The following is a 21648-nucleotide window of genomic DNA, read 5'->3' as shown; positions in this document are numbered from 1 at the left end:
TTGACGGCTTCCCAGACCCCAATCGTGGGCCGGAGGGAAGCGTCCAGTTCCGAAAGGATGACCCATGCAGGGCGTAACGGTCGCTGACCACCCGCTGATCCGCCACAAGCTGACCCTTCTGCGCCGCAAGGAGACGTCCACGGCAAGCTTCCGCCGGCTGGTGCGCGAGGTGGCGACGCTGCTCTGCTACGAGGTCACCCGCGACCTGCCGATGGAGGACGTGGAGATCGAGACGCCGGTGGCGGTGATGCAATCGCCGGTACTGTCCGGCAAGAAGCTCGTCTTCGCCTCCATCCTGCGCGCCGGCACCGGCCTTCTCGACGGGATGCTCGACCTGGTGCCCTCCGCCCGCGTCGCCCATGTCGGCCTCTACCGCGATCCCGACACGCTGCAGGCGGTGGAATACTACTTCAAGGCGCCGGAAGGCCTGGCCGAACGCCTGACCATCGTCGTCGATCCGATGCTCGCCACCGGCCACTCGGCGATCGCCGCCATCGACCGGCTGAAGGAGGCGGGCGCCGCCGAACTGCGCTTCGTGTGCCTGCTGGCCGCGCCCGAGGGCGTTTCGGCGCTGCGCGACCACCATCCCGACGTGCCGATCCTGACCGCGGCCATCGACGAACGCCTCGACGAACACGCCTACATCGTGCCCGGCCTGGGCGATGCCGGCGACCGGCTGTTCGGCACGAAGTAATTTCGGCCGGGCCTATCCCCCGCCGGCAGAAGGATTTCGCGCCTATCGAGTTTTCAACGTCGGTGCGGTGCGCTACGACAAAACCCACCGAACGAAGACGACGCGGACCGAGGAAGCTCCCGATGTTCCCCACGCCGAAGCCCCAGCTGACGCCGAACACCTACGCCTATGAATCCGAGCCGATGGTCAAGGCGACCGGCTTCCGCGAGTACGACGCGCGCTGGATCTTCGGCCAGGAAATCAACATCATGGGCGTCCAGGCGCTCGGCATGGGCCTCGGCACGCTGCTCAAGGAAATGGGCAAGCCGCCGGAGATCGTCACCGGCCACGATTTCCGCTCCTATTCCGCCAACATCAAGATGGCGCTGGTCACCGGCCTGATGGCCGCCGGCTGCAAGGTGCACGACATCGGCCTCGCCGTGACCCCGATGGCCTATTTCGCCCAGTTCGAGCTGGACGTTCCGGCCGTTGCCATGGTCACCGCCTCGCACAACGAGAATGGCTGGACCGGCGTGAAGATGGGCGCCGACAAGCCGCGCACCTTCGGTCCCGACGAGATGGGCCGGCTGAAGGAGATCGTGCTGTCCGCCGCCTTCGACCTCTCCGGCGGCGGCTCCTACGCCTTCGTGGAGAATTTCCCGCAGCGCTACATGGACGACCTGGTGAAGAACCGCGGCATCAAGCGGCCGCTCAAGGTCGTGGCGGCGTGCGGCAACGGCACCGCCGGTGCCTTCTCGCCGCAGGTGCTGGAGCGCCTCGGCGTGGAGGTCGTGCCGCTCGACACCGAGCTCGACCACACCTTCCCGAAATACAATCCGAATCCGGAAGACCTGGAGATGCTCCACGCCATCCGCGACGCGGTGCTGGAGCACAAGGCCGATGTCGGCTTCGGCTTCGATGGCGACGGCGACCGCTGTGGCGTCATCGACGAGAAGGGCCAGGAGATCTACGCCGACGTTGTGGGCGTGATGCTCGCCCGCGATCTCTCCAGGCTGCATCCGGGCGCGACCTTCGTCGCCGACGTGAAGTCCACCGGCCTTTACCAGACCGATCCGGTGCTGAAGGAAAACAACGTTACAATCGACTACTGGAAGACCGGCCACTCGCACATCAAGCGCCGGGTGACCGAGCTGCAGGCCGTCGCCGGTTTCGAGAAGTCCGGCCACTTCTTCTTCAACCCGCCGGTGGGCCGGGGCTACGATGACGGCCTCGTCTCCGCCATCGCCATCCTGGAGATGCTCGACCGCAATCCGTCCAAGTCCATGTCGGACCTGCGCGGCGAGCTGCAGAAGACCTGGCAGACGCCGACCATGTCGCCGCACTGTGACGACGAGACCAAGTACGGCGTCGTCGACAAGGTGGTGAAGCGCTTCCAGGACATGAAGGCGAACGGCGAAGAGGTGGCGGGCCATCCGATCGCCGACCTCATCACCGTCAACGGCGTCCGCGTCGTGGCCGACGACGGCACCTGGGGGCTGGTCCGCGCCTCCTCCAACAAGCCGGAGCTCGTCGTGGTCATCGAGAGCCCGGTGTCGGAAGAGCGTATGCGGGAGATGTTCAAGGCCGTCGACGACGTGCTGCGCGAGAACCCGGAAGTCGGCGCGTATAATCAGAGTATCTGATTTTTTGTTTCCCTCACGCCGAGTGCGCTTCGCGCACCGGCTCCGGGTGGGCGGCCTGACCGGCCGGCGCTCGCTCGCCCGGCGCGCGGTCGCGGGCCGGTTGGAGTGATACGGCTAGGGCGGTGGCGCTCTCTTTCCGCCGCCCGCCGCCCCGCTAGACTGCCCCCATGAAAACCGTCTTCTCGCCCGCCCACGCCCGCCATCATCCCCACCACGAGATTTCCGACGGCACGCTGAAGCCGGCCGTGGAGATCCCGAGCCGGGCGGAGATGGTGCTGGCCGCCATTGAGGCCGCCGGCCTGGGCGAAATCCTGCCGCCCGAGCCCATCGACCGGGCACTCCTGGAGCGCATCCACGACCCCGCCTACGTCGCCTTCCTGGAAACGGTGTGGGACGCCCACCGCGCTGCCGGCCGCGCGGAAGACGAGGCCTTTCCCTTCGTCTGGCCGACCCCGGGCCTGCGCCCCGACCGGGCGCCGCGCCATCTCGATGGCCGCATGGGCTTCTACTCCTTCGATGCCGGCACGCCGCTGACGGCGGGCACCTTCGAGGCGGCGCTGGCCTCCGCTTCCGTGGCCGTCACCGGGGCGGGGCTGATCGCGGCGGGCGAACGCTCCGCCTTCGCGCTGTGCCGGCCGCCCGGGCATCATGCGATGGCCGACCGCTACGGCGGCTACTGCTTCTTCAACAACGCCGCCCTTGCCGCCGAACGGCTCGTGGCCGACGGGCGACGGGTGGCCATCCTCGACGTCGACTATCACCACGGCAACGGCACCCAGGCGATCTTCTACGACCGCGGCGACGTGCATGTGGTTTCCATCCACGCCGATCCGGACGATGAGTATCCCTATTTTCTCGGACATGCCGACGAGATCGGCGAGGGGCACGGGGAGGGCGCCAACCTCAACCTTCCGCTGGCGCTTGGCGCCGACTGGCCGGTCTGGTCGCAGGCGCTGGAGATCGCGCTCGGATCAATCGAGCGCCACCGGCCCGACGCGGTCGTCGTCTCGCTCGGCCTCGATCCGTACGAGGCCGATCCGATCTCGCACTTCCGGCTGACGAGCGACGACTTTTCCCGGCTCGGAGCGCGGCTTGGCCGTATCGAATGTCCGGTGCTGTTCGTGCTGGAAGGCGGCTACGCCGTCGAGGCGCTCGGCGCGAACTGCGCAGCGGTGCTTACGGCGTTCGAGGGTGGGTGAACCCCTTCTCCGCTCATCCCCGCCCAGCGTTCGAAGGGCCCGGCGGTGAGGCAGTCTTCAAGCGCGGGAATCGGGAAGAGCCGGACCCCTCAGCCCGGCCGGCCGGCGATCAGGTAGCGGTAGGCGAAATCGGCGACGATAACGCCGTCCTGGTTGCGGATCCGGCAGTTCAGCCGGGCAAAGCCGCGGTCCGGCTTGGAGGACGAGCGTTTCAGGTCGGCCCACCAGGCGTCGATAGTCAGCCGGTCGCCGGCCATCACCGGGGCGGAGAAGGACACCGAATCCAGCCCCAGCCCCGACAGGACCACGAGCCCGTTCTGGCCGTCCACCACCAGCTTGGTGCACGCCGCCAGCGTGTGGATGCCGGAGGCCACCAGGCCGCCGAAGATGGACTCCGACGCCTGCTCGGGGTCGACATGGAAGGGCTGCGGATCATAGGCGGCGGCAAAGCCGACGATGTCGGACTCGCTCAGGGTGACGGACAGCGACGGCAGCCGCTCGCCCTCCGACAGATCCTCGAAAAAGCGGGGTGCCGGCCGATCGCCCGCAGGCCGTGCCTCGGACCGCGACGCATCCGCTGCCGCCATCTGGATCTCCTTCCCCATTGCAGGCGCGCGAATCCACGCGCGCGTGGCCTGTCGTAGCATTACCCGCGAAACGCGATCCACTCTTTCGTCGGCTTTCCGCCAAGCCCTTGGCGCGGGTCGCGAATTGACCGGCAAGACCGCGGAATCGAAACGGCCCCGCGCCCGGTGTCGGGCGGCGGGGCCGCATTCTGGAGGCTCGCGAACGACGAAAGGCGCGCTCCCTTTGGAACACGCCTTTCGGTCAACCGTTTAGGGACGGGACATAATCCACTGCCACGCACCGCGCGTGGACTCGGAAATGCGGCTCGTGGTCCGCTGTCCGTCATTTTTCTTCCGCGGGCGGACATAAAGTGCCCGACCGAGAACGAGTTCGTTCAACATGGCGGCCTCCTTGTTCTCTCTCATCAGCCTGTAGCCTAATATGCACTTTGTGCGCTCGAGTTCAAGAGGAAAATGCACAAGGTGCGTTTTGGTTCCCGGTCCGGCCGAAAAATGCCCTCGGCATTAGGCGCATAATGTGCGCCTCTTGGGGGTGGTGCGCAATGCCCATCGCATGGTGCGATGGGAGATTTCGTACATCGGCAGGGTTGGCGACCCGCTGCGACCCGGCCTGCAGCCCCGGGGTGTACCGATAATCCGCCGCAATTCGCTTAGAAGAAATTAACCACGGAGCCTGATTCGCCACGGTTGGCAGCAGTCTCGACGGTCCGGTTAACGCTTGCGCAAGGGGCCGATCTTCATGGTCTCGCTCGTGAGGCAGTCGTCACGAGTGAGCCAGAAGAAGATCGGCGTGACGCATTACAAGCGAACAAGCGGGAGTAGGGTCATGCGGACCCGCGTCAAACAGTTGAGCCCGATGGGACGGGACGGAAGCGCCGGTGAGCTTGGGCTCGTCGCGGCTCTTCTCGCATCCGCCATCGCCGTCGCCCTGATGGCGGTGGGCGGTCCCATCGCGGGTCTGGTGGGCTGGATCTTCGGGGCCGGAATCTGATCCGTTTCCGAAAAAGCGGCCGACGGCCTCCGGACCGTCGCCATCGAAGGGCCATGCCTTTCCGCCATCCAACAAGCTGCTAAAAGGTCTCCGGTTCGTCCGCCGCCCTTCCGGGGCGCCGGCGATCGTCCCCGTCGCCCTGGCGGCGGCACCGGACCTCGAAGGAGTGCAGAAGTTGGACGCGTGTCTTGTCGACACCTCGGCCGAAGCCGGGGCCATTCCCGTATATGCCGCCACCACCGACACCGCCGGCGCCGTCGTCGACGGCCTGTCTGCGCCGATGGCCGCCTGGGCCCGGTCGAACGGGTTCACGGGTGCCTCCGGCAGCGTCGTCGCGCTGCCCGACGGCGAGGGGGGTGTCGCCGCGGCGCTGCTCGGGCTCGGCGCGGGCGATGAGCCCTTCGCCGCCGCCGCGCTGCACAAGCTGCCTGCCGGCACCTATAGGCTGGCCGACGGCTTCGACGATCCGGCGGAGGCCGTCCTCGGGTTCGCGCTGTCGGGCTACCGGTTCGAACGCTACCGCAAGCCGAAGGACGTGGACGTCCGCCTGGTGATCCCGGCCACCGTCGACGCCGCCGAGATGACCCGCCTGGCTGCCGCGGCGAAGCTCGCCCGCGACCTCGTCAACACCCCGGCCAACGATCTCGGCCCGGCCGAGATCGCGGAGACCATCCAGGCGCTCGGCGAGCGTTACGCCGCCGCCGTCACCGTTACGGCTGGCAAGGCGCTGGAAGACGGGTTCCCGATGATCCATGCGGTCGGCAAGGCCAGCCCCCGCGCGCCGCTTCTGGTCGACCTGAAGTGGGGGCCGGAGGATGCGCCGAAGGTCACGCTCGTCGGCAAGGGCGTGGTGTTCGACACCGGCGGCCTCGACATCAAGCCGGCCAGCGCAATGCTTCTTATGAAGAAGGACATGGGCGGCGCGTCCCACGCCATCGCGCTCGCCCAGCTGATCATGGACGCCGCGCTTCCCGTGCGCCTGCGCCTGCTGGTGCCGACGGTGGAGAACGCGATCGCCGGCAACGCCTTCCGGCCCGGCGACGTGCTGAAGAGCCGCAAGGGGCTCACCGTCGAGATCGGCAACACCGACGCCGAGGGCCGGCTGATCCTGGCCGACGCCCTGGCGCTTGCCGACGAGGAGGCGCCGGAGCTGATGATCGACTTCGCAACGCTCACCGGCGCCGCCCGGGTGGCGCTTGGCCCGGAACTGCCCGCCCTGTTCACCGACGACGACGAACTCGCCGCCGCCATCGACCGGCACGGCCGTGAGACCGCGGATCCGTCCTGGCGGCTGCCGCTGTGGCCAGGCTACCGCTCCTGGCTGAAGTCGGACGTGGCCGACATCAACCACATCTCCAGCCAGCCATTCGCCGGCGCCTCGACGGCCGCGCTGTTCCTGCAGCGCTTCGTGGAGAAGACGCCCGCCTGGGCCCATTTCGATCTCTATGCCTGGACGCAGACCGACCGGCCCGGCCATCCGAAGGGGGCGGCCGCCCAGACCATCCGGGCGCTCTACTCGCTGCTGAAGGAGCGCGCCGGAGGGGCGAAATGAGCGGCGAGGCACCCGACCGCCGTCTGAACGCCGTCCGTCCTGACCTTGCCGATGCCCGCCTGGAGGGAACGGTTGCGGCCGAGCGCTTCGTGGAGGGCACGCCGCGCCGCGTGGTCGCGGCCACTGCGTCCCTGCGCCGCGAGCCCCGTGCCGACGCGGCCCTGGACAGCGAGGCGCTGGCCGGCGATCTCGTGCGCGTCTTCGAGGAGACGGGCGAGGGCTGGGCCTGGTGCCAGCGCGAGGAGGATTCCTATGTCGGCTATGTGCCGTCCGAGGCGCTGGGTCCGGTCGATCCCGCGCCCACCCATCGCGTGACCGTGCCGGCGACCTTCCTGTTTCCGGAGCCGGACCTGAAGCTTCCGCCGCTCGCCACCCTGCCCATGGGCGCCGCGGTGGCGGTGGAGAGGGTGGAGGAGCGCAACGGCCTGTCCTATGCGCTGGTCGCCGGGGGCGGCGCCGTCGTCGCCGGTCATGTCGCGTCACCGGCGGAACTCGCGCCCGACTGGGTCGCGGTGGCGGAAACCTTCCTCGGCACCCCCTATCTCTGGGGCGGGGTTACCCGGGCCGGCATCGACTGTTCCGGCCTGGTCCAGATCGCCGCGCGGATGGCGGGCATTGCCGCGCCGCGCGATTCCGACATGCAGGAGGCGGGGCTCGGGACGGCGATCGAAGACGGCCGGCTCGCCCGTGGAGACCTCCTGTTCTGGCCCGGCCATGTGGGCATCATGGTCGACGAGCATCAGCTGCTGCACGCCAACGGCTTCCACATGATGACGGTGATCGAGCCGGTCGATGGCGCCCGCGAGCGCATTGCGGCGACCGCCGGGCCGGTCCGCACCGTGAGGCGGATCCTGACGGCGGGGTAAGAGCAAATCCCAGGAAAAGTGCTCTTGCGGTTTTTCCGTCCGGGATTGCGACTTAAGAATTCCGCTCGGTTTTCTTTCCCCTCACGCCGAGTTCGCACTCGCTCACCGGCTCCGTGTGGGCGGCCTCCGGCCGTCGGGCGGTCGCGGGCTGGATAGAGCAAAGCCAGGCGAAGTGAGCACCGGTTCGCCGTGGTGGCCCCGGCCTGGCTGGTGGAGAGGCTCCCGACCCGGACCCGCGACCTGCCGCCATAGCGTAGGGAGGCGGGCAACGGTGCGTTGACTGGGACTGTACGGCCGCAGCCGACCCCACCTGGAAGCGGCGGCCGTGGGACGAGAGGCCCCCCACTCGCCTCTCGTCCCACCCCCGGTTCTCTCCCGCCCGGCGGTCCTCCGCCCCCAGGACACGAGTTCGATCATGCCCTTTCTTCCCCGCGCAGCCCGCCCCCTGGTCGTCTTCGGCGCTCTCCTCGCGCCGACCTTTGTCGGTGCCTTTTCCGGAATGGCCGCCATGCCCGTCGGCACGGTCGTCGATCATGCGCGTGACACGAGCGTGTTCGAGGACAGCGGCAACACCACCATCCTCATCCGCACCGCCGGCCAGCGGCCGGGCGGCGGCGCGCACGGGCAGGTGCCTCCCGGTTTCGACGAGGCGGCGGCATCTCTCGGCGTCACGACGCAGCAGCTGATGGACGCCCTTGGCGATCCGCGGCGCGGCCGGCCGGACCTCGATGAGGCAGCCCGCAAGCTCGGCGTCTCGACGGGCCAGCTCCAGGCGGTCCTGCCTGCTCCGCCGAAGCGGTAGACCGGGCTTAATACCCCAGCGCGCGATCCACCACGTGCTTCAACTCCTCGCCGCGCTCGTGCGCCTCGATCTGGGCGACGATGCCGCGGCAAAGGGCCGACGGATCGCTGATCGCCGCCACGTGCGGGGTGATCACCACGTCGTCGCGCTCCCAGAGCGGGCTCGTGGCCGGCAGCGGTTCCGTCCCGAACACGTCCAGCGAGGCCGCCTTCAGCACGCCCGCATCCAGCGCGGCCAGGATGTCGGCCTCCACCTGCAGCCCACCGCGCCCGGCATTGATCAGCACCGGACCACCCAGCGCCCCGTCGCGGGCGAGTTTGGCGAACAGGCCGGCGTTCAGGATGCCCCGGGTCTCGTCGGTCAGCGGCAAGAGGACCACGAGGATGTCGGTGCGGGCGAGGAAGGCGTCGAGCCCGGCCGCACCCGAATGGGTCTCGATGCCCGGCACGGTCCGCGCAGACCGGCTCCATCCGGCCACCTGGAAGCCGAGCCGGACGAGCACCTCGACCGCATCCCGGCCCAGTTCGCCGAGCCCCATGATGCCGACCCGGACGGCGCTAGCCGCCGGAGAAGCCTCCTCCACCCACTCGTGCGCCTTCTGGCGGGCGAGGAAGGCGAGGGCGGAGCGCTGGTGGGTCAGCACCTGCAGCGTCACCCATTCCGTCATCCGGCCGGTGAGATTGGGGTCGACCACCCGCACGATGGGCACGTCGGGCAGTGTCGTGTCGGCCATCAGCCGGTCGACCCCTGCGCCGAGATTGAAGATTGCCTCAAGGTTCGGAAGCGCGGCGAGGAGGCCGGCCGGCGGCTGCCAGACGAGGGCATAGCGGATGGCGGCCGGGTCGTAGGCATCTGAGCCCTCGACGGCGATGGCGCGTCCGCCCGCCACGGCGGCGATGCGGCGGCGCCAGGCATCGGCGTCGAACTCGGGGGCGGCGAAAAGGATGGTCATGGGCTCAATCGTTCGCTGAGGCGTGCAGACCCTCGTCTAACCGTCTGCCCGTCGCGGGGGAAGGGCGAGCCGGTCGCTGAGGGCGTGCCCGTCATCCCGCCAACTCAGGGACGCCTGTCGGACCTCTGACCCCGATGTTCCAGCACCCGCCCCCCGGCCGCCGCCTCACTCCCCCGCCGCGCGCGCCTCCTCCGGCTCGATCTCCAGCGATTCGATCCGGGCGCCGCGCTTGGCGACCTTCTCGGCGGAAATGACGATCTGCTCCACGTCGCGCTGGGCCTGGCCGAAATGCTGCTGCAGCTTCATCACCCGCTCGAACATCCGGTCCACGTCCTGCATCAGATGGCCCACCTCGGCGCGGATCACGTGCGCCTCCTCGCGGATGCGGGCATCGCGGATCACCGTCACGACCACCTGGATGGCGAGTTGCAGCAGCGTCGGCGACAGGATCACCACCCGGGTCCGGTAGGCGCGCTGCACCACCTCCGGGAAGCGGTCGTGGATCTGTCCGAACAGCGATTCCGATGGGACGAACACGAAGGCGAGGTCCTGGGTCTCGCCGGGCACGAGGTACTTCTTGCGCACGTCGTCGACGTGCTTGATGAGATCGCGCCGCGCCGCCTGCTGCGCCTCCTTCAGCGCCGCGTCGGTCTCCGCCGCCTCGATGCGGGCGAACGCCTCCAGCGGAAATTTGGCATCGATGCACAGCACCGGCGCGCCGTTCGGCAGCCGGATGATGCAGTCGGGCCGCACGCCGGACGACAGCGTCGGCTGGAACGAATAGGCGCCCTCCGGCAGCCCGTCGCGGACGATGGCTTCCATCCGGCCCTGGCCGAAGGCGCCGCGGCTCTGCTTGTCGGCGAAGATGCGCTCCAGCTGCGAGACCTGGTCGGACAGTCCGCTCATGGTCCGCTGCGCCCGGTCGATGACGGCAAGGCGCTCGTGCAGCTGGCGCAGCGTCTCGTGGGTGGCGTTGGTGGATTGCGACATAGACGAGCCGATCCGGTGGCCCATGCCGTCGAGGCGTTCCGACACCGCCCGGGTCAGCTCCGACTGGCGGTTGCCGAACACCTCCGCCACCGTCTGCAGCCGGCCGGAGGTTTCCGCCTGCATGCGCGCAAGCTCCGCCATCTGCGCCTCGAGGGCGCGGGCATCGCCGCCGCCGCGCCCGCGCGCCAGCCGCAGGACGGCGATGAGCAGGATGGCGATCACCAGCCCGCACCCGGCTAGCAGCGCCTCGCCTTGCGTGACCGCATGGCCTTGAAGAAAGAAGACCGGATCCGACATGGAAGGGACGATAGCGCGATTCGCGGTTTGTTCTGCCTTGTCGGTGCGCCGAAGCTTGCGCGAGGGTTAACGCCGACGGCAGCGCGCGCACGGGTGCGTTGACCCGGCGCGTTTCACCCCATAAATCGGCAGTCATGTCCAAACGCTCGATCCTCGTGATACCGGATCCCGTTCTCCGCAAGGTCGCCGCCCCGGTCGGCACGGTCGATGACGGCGTGCGCGCCCTTATCGACGACATGCTGGAGACCATGTACGCCGCCCCCGGCATCGGCCTCGCCGCGCCACAGATCGGCGTGCTCGACCGCGTCGTGGTCCTCGACGTCTCCGGCGACGACGAGGAGAAGCAGCCGATGGCGCTGGTGAACCCGGAGATCGTCTGGTCGTCTGAGGAGCTCAGCATCCACAACGAGGGCTGTCTCTCGATCCCGGAATATTACGAGGAGGTCGAGCGCCCGGCCGAGGTCGGGGTCCGCTTCCTGGACCGCGACGGGGCGGAGCAGGAGATCCGCGCCGACGGGCTCCTCGCCACCTGCATCCAGCACGAGATCGACCATCTGAACGGCGTGCTGTTCATCGACTATCTGTCGCGGCTGAAGCGCGACCGGGTCACCAAGAAGTTCGCCAAGCAGGCCCGCCTCGCGGCCCTGGAAAAGGCGTAACTTTCTCCGGTTTGCCCTGACCTCGAACACACGGGACTCGCGATGCCCCTCAGGCTCGTCTTCATGGGCACGCCGGATTTCGCCGTGCCCACCCTCACCGAGATCGTCGGCCAGGGCCACGACGTGGCCGCCGTCTACACCCGCGCGCCGGCCCGCTCCGGCCGGGGCATGGAGGCGCGGAAGTCGCCCGTGCACGAGCAGGCCGAGCGCCTCGGCCTGCCGGTGCTCACGCCCACCACGCTGAAGGGCGAGGAGGCGGCCGCCGCCTTTGCCACCCACGGCGCCGACGCAGCGGTCGTCATCGCCTACGGCATGATCCTGCCGCGCTCGATCCTGGAGATCCCGGAGGAGGGCTGCTTCAACATCCATGCCTCGCTGCTGCCGCGCTGGCGCGGCGCCGCGCCGATCCAGCGGGCCATCATGGCCGGCGACGCGGAAACGGGCGTTGCCGTCATGCAGATGGAGGCCGGTCTCGATACCGGCCCGGTCTGTATGGAGGAACGCGTCGCCATCGGCGCCGACATGACGGCCTCCGAACTCCACGACGTGCTCGCCCGGCTCGGCGCGGACCTGATGGTCCGGGCGCTGGGCGCGCTGGAGCGCGGCACCCTCGATGCCACGCCGCAGCCCGACGCCGGCATCACCTACGCCGACAAGATCGATAAGGCGGAGGCGCGCATCGACTGGTCGCGTCCGGCCGGCGAGATCCACAACCTCGTGCGCGGCCTGTCGCCCTTCCCGGGCGCCTGGTGCGAGATCGCCAACGGCGAGAAAACCGAGCGGCTGAAGGTGCTGCGGTCACAGCACGTGGCGGGGGAAGGCGCTCCGGGCACAATTCTCGACGCCGACGGAACGGTGGCCTGCGGCGAGGGCGCGCTGCGGCTCGTCCAGGTCCAGCGCGCCGGCAAGGGGCCGATGGCGGCCGACGAGGTCTTCCGCGGCCTGCGGCTGGAGCCGGGTGGACGGCTCATCTAGCAATCGCAGGAAAAGTGGGAACCGGTTTTCCGTCCGCGATTGCGGGTTAAGCAGCTGATCGCAGGAAAAGTGGGAACCGGTTTTCCGTCCGCGATTGCGGGTTAAGCAGCTGATCGCAGGAAAAGTGGGAACCGGTTTTCCGTCCGCGATTGCGGGTTAAGCAGCTGATCGCAGGAAAAGTGGGAACCGGTTTTCCTGCGATCAAACAACCCCTCGCGCGGCGTACGCTGCGCTCACCGGCTCTGGGTGGGGGCGGCCATCTTGGCATAAATGTCTGCAACGCCTGGCATTTGCCATTTTTTGTAACTACAAGAATGCATGGATACGCCGCGCCGTTTCGAAGCAGATCCGGAAAAGGATGTCCGAAACGTCTCGCTCCGCGGGCTGTCATTGCTGGCTGCTGCGGATTTCGATTTCGAGGGAGCGGTCGTTCGCATCGATGACCGCTTCGACTACGGCGAGGAACGGCGGGTCGCGATCGGGATGATCGGGACCCGTCCCCACGTTCTTGTCTTCACGTTGCGTGGCGACACCTGCCGGGTGATATCGCTGCGCAAGGCGAACGGTCGGGAGGCCAGAGCCTATGCCGAAGCTGTCACGAAGCGCTGAAGAGCTTAGCCGGCTCGCGCGTCAATATGCGGACGACATGACACCGGAAGAGGATGCGGCGATCACGGCCGATGCGCTTGCGGATCCGGACAATCCGCCTGCAGACGTCCTGATCCGTCGTGGGCGGCCGCCGCTCGAGAACCCGAAGGTTCCCGTCACGATCCGCCTGGATCCGGAGATCGTCGACTATTTCAAGGCCGGCGGTCGTGGATGGCAGACCCGTATCAATGAGATCCTGCTGGATTTCACCAGGAGCGCCAAGGGCAGGCGGTGACCTGACCACGCACCTCACGCACAGGAAGCGGCCGCAAGAGCGGCGCCAGTAGGAACCATCGGCCGCTCCTTGCGGATTGTCACTCTTGAAAGCATGAGTTGAATGCCCCGCTACAGGCTCACCATCGAATATCACGGCGGTCCGTTCGTCGGCTGGCAGCGCCAGGCGCAGGGCCGGTCGGTGCAGGGCCGGCTGGAGGCGGCGATCGCCGGCTTCAGCGGCGAGACCGTCACCGTCGGCGGGGCGGGCCGCACCGACGCCGGCGTCCACGCGCTCGGCCAGGTCGCCCATGTGGATCTCGCGAAAGACTGGGCACCGGACCGGGTGCGCGATGCCATCAACGCACATCTGCGCCCGGACCCGATCGCCGTCGTCGCGGCGCAGGCCGTGCCGGACACGTTCGATGCCCGCTTCTCCGCCACCGCGCGCCACTATCTCTACCGGATCGTCAATCGCCGGGCACCGCTCACCGTGGATCGCGGCCTCGCCTGGCAGGTGGGCATGGCGCTCGACGCCGACGCCATGCACGCCGCCGCACAGGCCCTCGTCGGCCACCACGACTTCACCACCTTCCGCTCCGCCCAGTGTCAGTCGGCGAGCCCGGTGAAGACGCTCGACCGGCTGACAGTGCGCCGCGCCCTCGCCGAGATAACGGTGGAGGCCTCGGCGCGCTCCTTCCTGCACAATCAGGTCCGGTCCATGGTCGGCTCGCTGGTGCAGGTGGGGCAGGGCAAGTGGCGCCCGCGCGACATGGCGGCGGCGCTCGAGGCGGCCGACCGGACCCGCTGCGGCCCCGTCGCTCCGCCCGACGGGCTCTACCTGGTTCGGGTGGATTACTGAGCAATCCCAGGAAAAGTGGGAACCGGTTTTCCGTCCGGGATTGCGGGGAGAAGGCCAATCCCAGGAAAAGTGGGAACCGGTTTTCCGTCCGGGATTGCGGGGAGAAGGCCAATCCCAGGAAAAGTGGGCACCGGTTCTCCGTCCGGGATTGCGACTAAAGAGACATCCCTCACGCCGGGTTCGCATTCGCTCACCGGCTCCGGGAGGGCGGCCTGACCGACCCGCCACCCTTCCCCGTCCTTGTCAGGGCGGGGAAAGCATCCTATCCGGACGGGACGAAATCGGGCCGTGTCACGTGCCGCCCGCATCGCCCCGTCCGGGGCCTTTCCGGCTGAAGGACCGACCCGCCGCATGTCCGACTATGTGAAGCCCGCGCTCGTCGACCTGGTCCGCACCATCCCTGACTATCCGAAACCCGGCATCCAGTTTCGCGACATCACCACGTTGATCGCCGACCCGGTTGGCCTGCGGACGGCAGTGGACGGTCTCCTGTGGCCCTATCTGCGCGAGCCGGTGGATATCGTCGTCGGCATCGAGGCGCGGGGCTTCATCCTGGGCGGTGCGGTGGCGCACGAGCTGGGCCGCGGCTTCGTGCCGATCCGCAAGAAGGGCAAACTGCCCGGCAAGACCATCGGGCAAGACTACACGCTGGAATACGGCGTCGACACGATCGAGATCCACGCCGATGCCATCCAGCCCGGCCAGCGGGTGCTGGTGATCGACGACCTGATTGCCACCGGCGGCACGGCGGACGCGGCCATCGAACTCCTCAAGCGTTCCGGCGCGGACATCGTCGGTGCGGCCTTCGTGATCGACCTGCCGGCGCTCGGCGGGTCGCAGAAACTGCGCGACAAGGGCCTCGTCGTCCACTCGCTGATGTGTTTCGAGGGGGACTGAGCAAAGCCAGGAAAAGTGCGCTTGCGGTTTTCCGTCAGGGTTTGCGGTGAATAGAGAGCAAAGCCAGGCAAAGTGCACTTGCGGTTTTCCGTCCGGGATTGCGACCGGGAAAAGAGGCGGCCGGCACGGCCCCCCAGCCATGTGTGCCGGCCGCTGGTCCCGCTGCGGGCCGCAGCGCCGACAGATCGCCGGCCCGGGGCGCGCGGGACATTCGATGCGTTTTGGTAGGCGGACCGGGGAGGGGAGGCGTGATTCGGTCGCCGCGGGCGACCCTAGGCGCCACCCCGTAGGCCGGGTACCCCCGAATAGCGGTGGGCTGGGCGGGGCCTCCCGGCGCCCGCGGCCCGGTCCGGACGCGGCTTTCCCGACCTGCCCGGCCGCTCAGGCGGAGAGGTGATGCAGCACGATGCCGGAGGTGGTGGCCACGTTCAGGCTGTCGAAGCCGGCTGCCATCGGAATGCACGCCGGTCATCCGCGCCACGACGTCCTTGGGGAGGCCCGGCCCCTCGGCGCCCAGGACAATGGCGGCGCGCTCCGGCGGTGTCAGACCGGCCAGCGTTTCCGACCCGTTGAGCGCCAGCGCCAGCGGTTCGATGGATGCGGCGCGCAACCCGTCGACGAGCGCGGCCGGATCCTCGAAACGGGCGAACGGAACCGTCAGGCTGCCGCCCACCGACACCCGGATCGCCTTGCGGTAGAGCGGGTCGCAGGAGACGGGATCGAGGAGCACGGCGTCGGCCCCGAAGGCGGCGGCGTTGCGGAAAACGCCGCCGACATTGTCGTGGTTGGCGAGGCCCATCAGCACCACGATGCGGGCCCGCTTCCCCGGCGCCGGCAGCAGGTCGCGCCAGTCGGGCAGGGGACCGCGGAGCCCGTGCGCCAGCAGCCCGCGATGCAGGTGAAAGCCGGCGATTTCGTCGAGCACCGGCTTGGACGCGACAAAGACCGGAGCATGTCCAGGAAAAGTGGGCGCCGGTTTTCCGTCCGGACATGCGGCTGAAGGATTCCCCTCACGCCGAGTTCGCTTGCGCTCACCGGCTCCGGGTGGGCGGCCTGACCGGCCGGCGCGCGGTCGCGCGCTGGGGAAAGCAAGACCAGGCGAAGTGGGAACCGGTTTGCCGTCCGGGAATGCGCACTCCTCAAAGATCCGGCTCAGCGCCTCCACCCGGTTCTCGCCGATGAGAAACGACTGCGGCTGAAAGCGCGCGCGCGTCAGCAGCACCTTCAGCACCACCGCGCCCTCGGCGATGAAGCCCTCCATGCGTCCGACGAGATCCTTTTCGCGGATGGCGCGGTAGGGAGCGATCCTCGGGTCGTCGGGATCGTCGATCCGCGCGAAGCCGGGTGGCAGCGCGCTATCGGTCCCGCCGCCGGCCGCCCCGCCGCTCACGAGCGTGCCGCCTCGAGTTCTTCCTTCAGGAGCTCCAGCTCCAGCCAGCGCTCCTCGGCCTGGTCGCGCTGGGCGGCCTTGGCCTCCAGCTCGGCGGTGGCCTTCTGGAAGGCGGCGGGGTCGCGCGTGAAGAGGGATGCGTCGGCGAGCTTGTCCTGCAGCCTGGCGATCTCCGCCTCGAGCCCCTCGATGGTCTTCGGCAGCGTTTCCAGGTCGTGCTTTTCGCGGAAGGAAAGCTTGCGCTTGCCGCCGGCGCTGGACTTCGGCTTCTCCTTCGGCCGGTCGCCGCCGCCGGAGGCCTTCGCGTCGCCGTCCCCCTTCGCCGCGCCCGGCCGGCTGCCGCGCTGGGCCAACATGTCGGTGTAGCCGCCGGCGTACTCGATCCAGCGGCCCTCGCCCTCTGCCACCAGCACCGAGGTCACGGTGCGGTCCAGGAAGTCGCGGTCATGGCTGACCAGCAGCACGGTGCCGGAATAGTCGGCGACCAGTTCGGCCAGCAGGTCGAGGGTTTCAAGGTCGAGGTCGTTGGTCGGCTCGTCCAGCACCATGAAGTTCGACGGCCGGGCGAAGGCGCGCGCCAGAAGCAATCGACCGCGCTCGCCGCCGGAGAGGGCGGAGACCGGCGAGCGCGCCTGTTCCGGCAAGAACAGGAAGTCCTTCAGATAGCCGGCCACGTGGCGCGGCTGGCCGCCCACCATCACCGTGTCGCCGGAGCCGCCGGTCAGCGTCTTCCACAGCGTCTCGTCGGGGTCGAGCTGGGCGCGGCGCTGGTCGAGCGTCGCCATTTCCAGCTGCGTGCCGAGCCGCACGGTGCCGCTGTCCGGTGCCAGCGCGCCGGTGAGCAGGTTGATCAGCGTCGTCTTGCCGGCGCCGTTCGGCCCGACGATGCCGAGCCGGTCGCCGCGGTTGATCTCGATTTCGAGATCCTGGACGATCGGGCGTCCCTCGAAGGCCTTGGAGATCGCTTCCGCCGCGATCACCCGCTTGCCGGAGGTGCCGGCCTCCGTGACCGCCATCTGCGCAGTGCCGGCATGGTGGCGGAGGTTGCGGCGTTCCTCGCGCAGGGCGCCGAGGGCGCGCAGCCGTCCCATGTTGCGCTTGCGCCGTGCCGTCACGCCGTAGCGCAGCCACTCCGTTTCCTGGGCGATCCGCTGGTCGAGCCGGGCGCGCTCCTTCTCCTCCGCCGCCAGAACCTCGTCGCGCCAGTCCTCGAAATGGCCGAAGCCCCGGTCGAGGCGCCGCGTCGTGCCGCGGTCCAGCCAGACGGTGGCGGTGGAGAGCTGCTCCAGGAAGCGACGGTCATGGCTGATCAGCACCAGCGCGCCGCGCCGCGCCTTCAGGGTGGCTTCCAGCCACTCGATGGCCGGCAGGTCGAGATGGTTGGTGGGCTCGTCAAGGAGCAGCACGTCGGGCTCCGGCGCCAGCGCCCGCGCAAGCGCGGCGCGGCGCGCCTCGCCACCGGAAAGGTGCGCCGGATCCTCGTCGCCGGTTAGGCCGAGCGCCTCAAGCAGGATCTGCCCGGAATGGCTGGAATCGCCCGGCGCCAGCCCGTCGTCGACATAGGCGCGCACGGTCTCGAATCCGGAGAGGTCCGGCTCCTGCACCAGGTAGCGGATGGTGGCGCCCGGCTGCACGAAGCGACGACCGGAATCGGCCTCCACGATGCCGGCCGCGATCTTCAGGAGCGTCGATTTGCCGGAGCCGTTGCGCCCCACCAGGCAGAGCCGCTCCTGCGGCCCGAGCGCCATGTCCGCCCCGTCCAGAAGGGTGGTGCCGCCGAAGGTGAGGCGGATGTCCTGAAGGGTCAGGATCGGGGGCTGGGCCATGAAGGAAACGCTCGAAAAAGGGGCTGATCGGTGGGCGAGAGATAAACGCGGCGCGGGGGCGAAACAACGGGGCGGGCGAAAATCGGCCACGGACGGGCGGCATTGAAATCGCGGGCTCGGGCCCCCTCTCGCCGTCTTGGTTAACCGGCCATTAACCATGTCGGGGCGACCATCCTCTCAGTCGGGACAGCCGCCTCGCCGTGGTCGCAACAGGCGGGCCGGGCGGGCGCAACGGAGGACCGGGGCCATGACGATCTACGCCGTCTATTACGGGTCGAGCGAAGCGCGCGCGCGGGCCTTCGACCGGGAACTGGAAGAGCGCTTCGGCGACACCTACCGGGTCAGCGCCGACTTCTGGCTGATCGACACCGGGCGCGAATCCGACGCCATCTACGGCAGCCTGCGCAAGTCCGTGGCCCAGGGCGACCGCCTGTTCATCGCCGAGATCACCCGCGACTTCTTCCCCTGGCTGTCCCAGAGCGCGCTCGGCTGGCTGTTCTCGCCACAGCGCTCCTGGAAGGGCCGGTACGTCGCCCGCGACGTTGCGGAACGCATCTACGCGGCCGCGGCGTAAAGTTCGCCACGGTCGGACACTCCGCATTTCCGCGATGCGCCGATCCGCTCTAAGGTCCTCTCGCTGACAAGAGGGGAGAGCCATACATGGCCGGACTGGTGCAGAGCCTGATCGAGACCGTCATCGGAGAAGCCGCCGGAGAGGCGGTGCTGCCGGCGGTGGACCACCGCATGGTCTACATCGTGGAGGGCGAGGTCACCGTGACCGACCGGCGCGACATCCGCCGGCTCGGCGAGAACAGCGGCACCTATGTTCAGGGCGAGGTGACGCTGCACGCCGAGGTGCCGTCCCGGATCTGGACCTTCCAGCTGTCCCCCGACGCCGCCGACCCGGCCGCCTATGCCGGCTCGCATGTCCGCCTGGAACGCCCGCTCGACGACATCGCGGTTCCCGGCCGCTACGTCATGCGCCTCGACCGGGTCGACTTCCCGCCCGGCGCCGTCGCCCACACCCACACCCACACCGGTCCGGGCATCCGGGTGGTGAAGACCGGCGCGATCGAGATCCAGGAGCACGGCACCTCCCACCACTACCGCGCCGGCGAGGCGTGGTTCGAGCGCGGTCCCGACCCGGTGCGTGCGCCGACGACGGAGGCCGAGCCCACCGCCTTCATCCGCTGCATGGTGGCGACCCCGGAATGGCGCGGCCGCAGCACGATCGCCTATGTCGATCCCGCCGATGCCGACCTGCCGAAGCTGCAGCGCTACTTCCGCTTCATCGATACGCTGATTGAGGTCTGAGCAATCCCAGGAAAAGTGGGAACCGGTTTTCCGTCCGGGATTGCGACTCAAAAAGCCTCCCCTCACGCCGAGTGCGCTTGCGCGCACCGGCTCCGGGTGGGCGCCCTGACCGGGCGGCGCGCAGTCGCGCGCTGACAAGCAATCCCAGGAAAAGTGGGAACCGGTTTTCCGTCCGGGATTGCGATGAAAGAGAGCAATCGCAGGAAAAGTGGGCACCGGTTCGCTGTCCGCGATTGCGATCAAACAAACCCCTCACGCCGAGTGCGCTCCGCTCACCGGCTCCGGGCGGGCGGCCTGACACTTCAGGTCGCGAGCGGAAAACGTAAAAGCAAGATCCCGCTTCCTTGAGGTGCGCGGGCGGCGATCCCGCCGCCTTCACCGGCGCGGGTGCCCTGCAAACCCTGTCCTCCCAATCTCCATCCGACTGCCTGTCACCATGCTCTGCCCCGTCCGGGCGGTGAGCGAGCGCGTCCGCGTGTCATCGGTTGACGCTCCACTTGTCTCGATATACGGATCATGAGTATCGAACAAAGAAACACTTTAGGAGGAAGCGATCATGGCGGCTAAGCTGCTCGGACTGGCTCTCGGCCTCGCGTTCGCAGGCGCGGTGACGGCCCAGGCCCAGGACACGACCATCAATCTCGGCCACGTCACCCAGCCGAGCCACCCGTTCCACACCGGCGCGGAAATGTTCAAGGAAGCCGTCGAGGCGAAGACCGACGGCGCCGTCGAGGTGAAGATCTTCCCCTCCCGGCAGCTCGGCGACGACAAGGAGCTCCTGGAAGGCGTCCGGCTCGGCACCGTCGACGCCGCCGTGATCTCCTCGGCGATCTTCGGCGGATCCACGCCGCTGATGGATTCCCTGCAGCTTCCCTTCCTGATCGAGAACTACGACGATCTCTCCGTCGTGCTGACCTCCGACGAGGCGCAGGCGCTGCTGGACGGCCTGTCCGAGATCGATCTCAAGGGGCTTGGCTACTACGAGGGCGGCCAGCGCCACTTCCTCGCGAACGGCACCGAGGCGACGACCATCGACGCCATGCAGGGCCTGAAGACCCGCGTGGTGCCCGCCAAGCTGCATCTCGACATCTGGAACGAGGTGGGCGTCAGCCCGACGCCGATGCCCTATGGCGAGATCTACACCTCGCTGCAGACTGGCGTCCTGGATGCCACGGAGATCAACCTCACCTCGATCTTCTCCGAGAAGCTCTACGAGGTCGCCGACAACGCGGTGCTGACCAGCCACTATTTCTGGCCGGGGGTGCTCGTCATCAACCCGACGCGCTTCGCGGGCCTGAGCGAGGAACAGCAGGCGGCGATCATCGCGGCCGCCGAGGAAACCATTGCCCCGCAGATCGCGGCGGCAAAGGAGCAGGACGCTGACGCGCGCGGCAAGATCGAGGCCGAGGGCGTCACCGTTTCGGAGTTCCAGCAGCTCCCCGAGGTGCGCGAGAAGCTGCAGGGCATCTACGAAACTTACGAGGCGAAGGATCCGCGGGTGAAGGCTTTCGCCGACAAGGCGCGCTCCGTCGCCCAGGACTGATCCCTCCGATGCAACGGGTCCCGCCGGTTCCGCCGGCGGGGCTCGCTCCGGCAGGCTGCCGGTCACTTTCCTTCCCCATTCAAATCAAGCGATGGACGCGCGTGATGGCTGGCCTCGTGCTCACTCTGATCGAAACGGTTCTGGACTCCCAAGGCACCACCACGGTGCTGCCCGAGGGACCGCACCGCATGGTGTATGCGGCGTCGGGCGACATCACCGTCACCGACCGGCGCAACGTGGTGCGTCTCGGCGAGGGCATGGGCTGCTACTGCGAGGGCGAGGTCGAAATCCGGGCCGAGGCGCCGTCCCGGGTGTGGACCTGGCAGCTCGGTCATGGCGCGACTGATCCGGCGTCGGTGGCCGGCTCCGACATCCGCATCGAACGCGCGCTCGAGGATCTTGCGCCGTCCGGCCGTTACGTGCTGCGCCTCGACCGCGTCTACTTCCCGCCGGGGGCAACCGCCTTCACCCATGTCCATCCCGGCCCCGGTATCCGCATGGTCCAGAGCGGCGCCATCAACATCCAGCAGAACGGCGAGTCTTACTGGTACAAGGCCGGTGATGTCTGGTTCGAGCGCGGTCCGGATCCGGTTCTCGCGCCAACCACGGAAGAGGAATCCACCACCTTCGTGCGCTGCCTGGTGCTGCCGGAGGAGTGGCGTGGAAAGAACACGATCAGCTACGTCGATCCCGCCGACAACGAGCGACCGAAGCTGCAGCAATATCACCGCTTCATCGACACGCTGATCGACGTCTGAGGCAATCGGGA

At 68.5% G+C, this 21648-nt stretch carries 22 protein-coding genes; 17 read left to right on the top strand and 5 right to left on the bottom strand.

Annotation, left to right across the window (positions count from 1 at the left end):
• Positions 1-64 precede the first annotated feature (64 nt).
• The 3 genes from upp to C507_RS0105305 all read left to right on the top strand — a co-directional run bounded on the left by upp (position 65) and on the right by C507_RS0105305 (position 3515).
• Positions 65-694 carry a uracil phosphoribosyltransferase gene (gene upp, locus C507_RS0105315; RefSeq protein ID WP_018698630.1) on the top strand — a complete coding sequence of 210 codons (630 nt, stop codon included), beginning with the start codon at positions 65-67 and terminating at the stop codon, positions 692-694.
• Positions 695-816: 122 nt separating this feature from the next.
• Entirely contained in the window at positions 817-2316 is a 1500-nt protein-coding gene (locus C507_RS0105310) for a phosphomannomutase/phosphoglucomutase (protein WP_018698629.1), read from the top strand.
• Positions 2317-2483: 167 nt separating this feature from the next.
• Positions 2484-3515, top strand: coding sequence for a histone deacetylase family protein (locus tag C507_RS0105305; RefSeq protein WP_018698628.1), 1032 nt, complete (start codon positions 2484-2486; stop codon positions 3513-3515).
• Between the two features lie 89 nt (positions 3516-3604).
• Here C507_RS0105305 and C507_RS20430 read toward each other — a convergent pair whose 3' ends face one another.
• Positions 3605-4102: a MaoC/PaaZ C-terminal domain-containing protein gene (locus tag C507_RS20430; RefSeq protein WP_169508948.1), complete on the bottom strand. Its 498-nt coding sequence runs from the start codon at positions 4100-4102 to the stop codon at positions 3605-3607.
• 826 nt (positions 4103-4928) lie between these two features.
• Between C507_RS20430 and C507_RS0105295 the strand changes: the two genes are divergently transcribed.
• The 4 genes from C507_RS0105295 (at position 4929) to C507_RS0105280 (ending at position 8313) form a co-directional block, all read left to right on the top strand.
• Positions 4929-5093 (top strand): hypothetical protein, encoded by a 165-nt coding sequence (locus tag C507_RS0105295; protein ID WP_156829167.1) that lies wholly within the window; start codon positions 4929-4931, stop codon positions 5091-5093.
• Positions 5094-5268: 175 nt separating this feature from the next.
• Positions 5269-6645, top strand: coding sequence for a leucyl aminopeptidase family protein (locus tag C507_RS0105290; protein WP_018698625.1), 1377 nt, complete (start codon positions 5269-5271; stop codon positions 6643-6645).
• Positions 6642-7511, top strand: a complete 870-nt coding sequence (locus tag C507_RS0105285; protein ID WP_018698624.1) for a C40 family peptidase — start codon at positions 6642-6644, stop codon at positions 7509-7511. Before C507_RS0105290 ends, C507_RS0105285 begins: the two co-directional genes overlap by 4 nt.
• A gap of 415 nt (positions 7512-7926) precedes the next feature.
• Complete coding sequence (locus C507_RS0105280; protein ID WP_018698623.1) at positions 7927-8313, top strand: E2F family transcription factor; 387 nt, start codon at positions 7927-7929, stop codon at positions 8311-8313.
• A 7-nt stretch (positions 8314-8320) separates the two neighbouring features.
• Here the strand turns inward: C507_RS0105280 and C507_RS0105275 are convergent, their stop codons facing one another.
• On the bottom strand, positions 8321-9265 hold the full coding sequence (locus C507_RS0105275) for a 2-hydroxyacid dehydrogenase (RefSeq protein WP_018698622.1): 945 nt from the start codon (positions 9263-9265) through the stop codon (positions 8321-8323).
• Positions 9266-9430: 165 nt separating this feature from the next.
• Positions 9431-10477 (bottom strand): DNA recombination protein RmuC, encoded by a 1047-nt coding sequence (locus C507_RS20425; RefSeq protein WP_245559653.1) that lies wholly within the window; start codon positions 10475-10477, stop codon positions 9431-9433.
• 209 nt (positions 10478-10686) lie between these two features.
• Here C507_RS20425 and C507_RS0105265 point away from each other — a divergent pair, with 209 nt between their 5' ends.
• The 6 genes from C507_RS0105265 to C507_RS0105240 all read left to right on the top strand — a co-directional run bounded on the left by C507_RS0105265 (position 10687) and on the right by C507_RS0105240 (position 14806).
• Positions 10687-11211 (top strand): peptide deformylase, encoded by a 525-nt coding sequence (locus tag C507_RS0105265; protein WP_018698620.1) that lies wholly within the window; start codon positions 10687-10689, stop codon positions 11209-11211.
• Positions 11212-11253: 42 nt separating this feature from the next.
• Complete coding sequence (gene fmt / locus C507_RS0105260; RefSeq protein ID WP_018698619.1) at positions 11254-12186, top strand: methionyl-tRNA formyltransferase; 933 nt, start codon at positions 11254-11256, stop codon at positions 12184-12186.
• A 318-nt stretch (positions 12187-12504) separates the two neighbouring features.
• Positions 12505-12795, top strand: a complete 291-nt coding sequence (locus tag C507_RS0105255) for a BrnT family toxin (RefSeq protein ID WP_018698618.1) — start codon at positions 12505-12507, stop codon at positions 12793-12795.
• Positions 12770-13069 carry a BrnA antitoxin family protein gene (locus tag C507_RS0105250; protein WP_245559652.1) on the top strand — a complete coding sequence of 100 codons (300 nt, stop codon included), beginning with the start codon at positions 12770-12772 and terminating at the stop codon, positions 13067-13069. Before C507_RS0105255 ends, C507_RS0105250 begins: the two co-directional genes overlap by 26 nt.
• A gap of 102 nt (positions 13070-13171) precedes the next feature.
• Positions 13172-13909 carry a tRNA pseudouridine(38-40) synthase TruA gene (gene truA, locus C507_RS0105245; protein WP_018698616.1) on the top strand — a complete coding sequence of 246 codons (738 nt, stop codon included), beginning with the start codon at positions 13172-13174 and terminating at the stop codon, positions 13907-13909.
• Positions 13910-14260: 351 nt separating this feature from the next.
• Positions 14261-14806 (top strand): adenine phosphoribosyltransferase, encoded by a 546-nt coding sequence (locus tag C507_RS0105240; RefSeq protein ID WP_018698615.1) that lies wholly within the window; start codon positions 14261-14263, stop codon positions 14804-14806.
• Between the two features lie 34 nt (positions 14807-14840).
• Here C507_RS0105240 and C507_RS23420 read toward each other — a convergent pair whose 3' ends face one another.
• Positions 14841-16196 carry a TrmH family RNA methyltransferase gene (locus C507_RS23420; RefSeq protein ID WP_051089702.1) on the bottom strand — a complete coding sequence of 452 codons (1356 nt, stop codon included), beginning with the start codon at positions 16194-16196 and terminating at the stop codon, positions 14841-14843.
• The gene (locus tag C507_RS0105230) at positions 16193-18022 is read right to left on the bottom strand and encodes an ATP-binding cassette domain-containing protein (RefSeq protein ID WP_018698614.1); all 1830 of its coding nucleotides are present in this window, start codon (positions 18020-18022) and stop codon (positions 16193-16195) included. The genes C507_RS23420 and C507_RS0105230 overlap by 4 nt, the downstream gene beginning before the upstream one ends.
• 247 nt (positions 18023-18269) lie before the next feature.
• Between C507_RS0105230 and C507_RS0105225 the strand changes: the two genes are divergently transcribed.
• From C507_RS0105225 to C507_RS20410, 4 genes are all read left to right on the top strand, one after another.
• Positions 18270-18596 carry a hypothetical protein gene (locus tag C507_RS0105225; protein WP_018698613.1) on the top strand — a complete coding sequence of 109 codons (327 nt, stop codon included), beginning with the start codon at positions 18270-18272 and terminating at the stop codon, positions 18594-18596.
• An 86-nt stretch (positions 18597-18682) separates the two neighbouring features.
• Entirely contained in the window at positions 18683-19336 is a 654-nt protein-coding gene (locus tag C507_RS20415; protein ID WP_018698612.1) for a cupin domain-containing protein, read from the top strand.
• Between the two features lie 556 nt (positions 19337-19892).
• Positions 19893-20879: a TRAP transporter substrate-binding protein gene (locus C507_RS0105215; protein ID WP_018698611.1), complete on the top strand. Its 987-nt coding sequence runs from the start codon at positions 19893-19895 to the stop codon at positions 20877-20879.
• Positions 20880-20983: 104 nt separating this feature from the next.
• Positions 20984-21637 carry a cupin domain-containing protein gene (locus C507_RS20410; RefSeq protein ID WP_018698610.1) on the top strand — a complete coding sequence of 218 codons (654 nt, stop codon included), beginning with the start codon at positions 20984-20986 and terminating at the stop codon, positions 21635-21637.
• The last annotated feature ends 11 nt before the right edge of the window (positions 21638-21648 follow it).

The organism is Amorphus coralli DSM 19760 (genome assembly GCF_000374525.1).
GTDB classification, from domain to species: domain Bacteria; phylum Pseudomonadota; class Alphaproteobacteria; order Rhizobiales; family Amorphaceae; genus Amorphus; species Amorphus coralli.
This window is presented reverse-complemented; position numbering and strand designations above follow the sequence as displayed.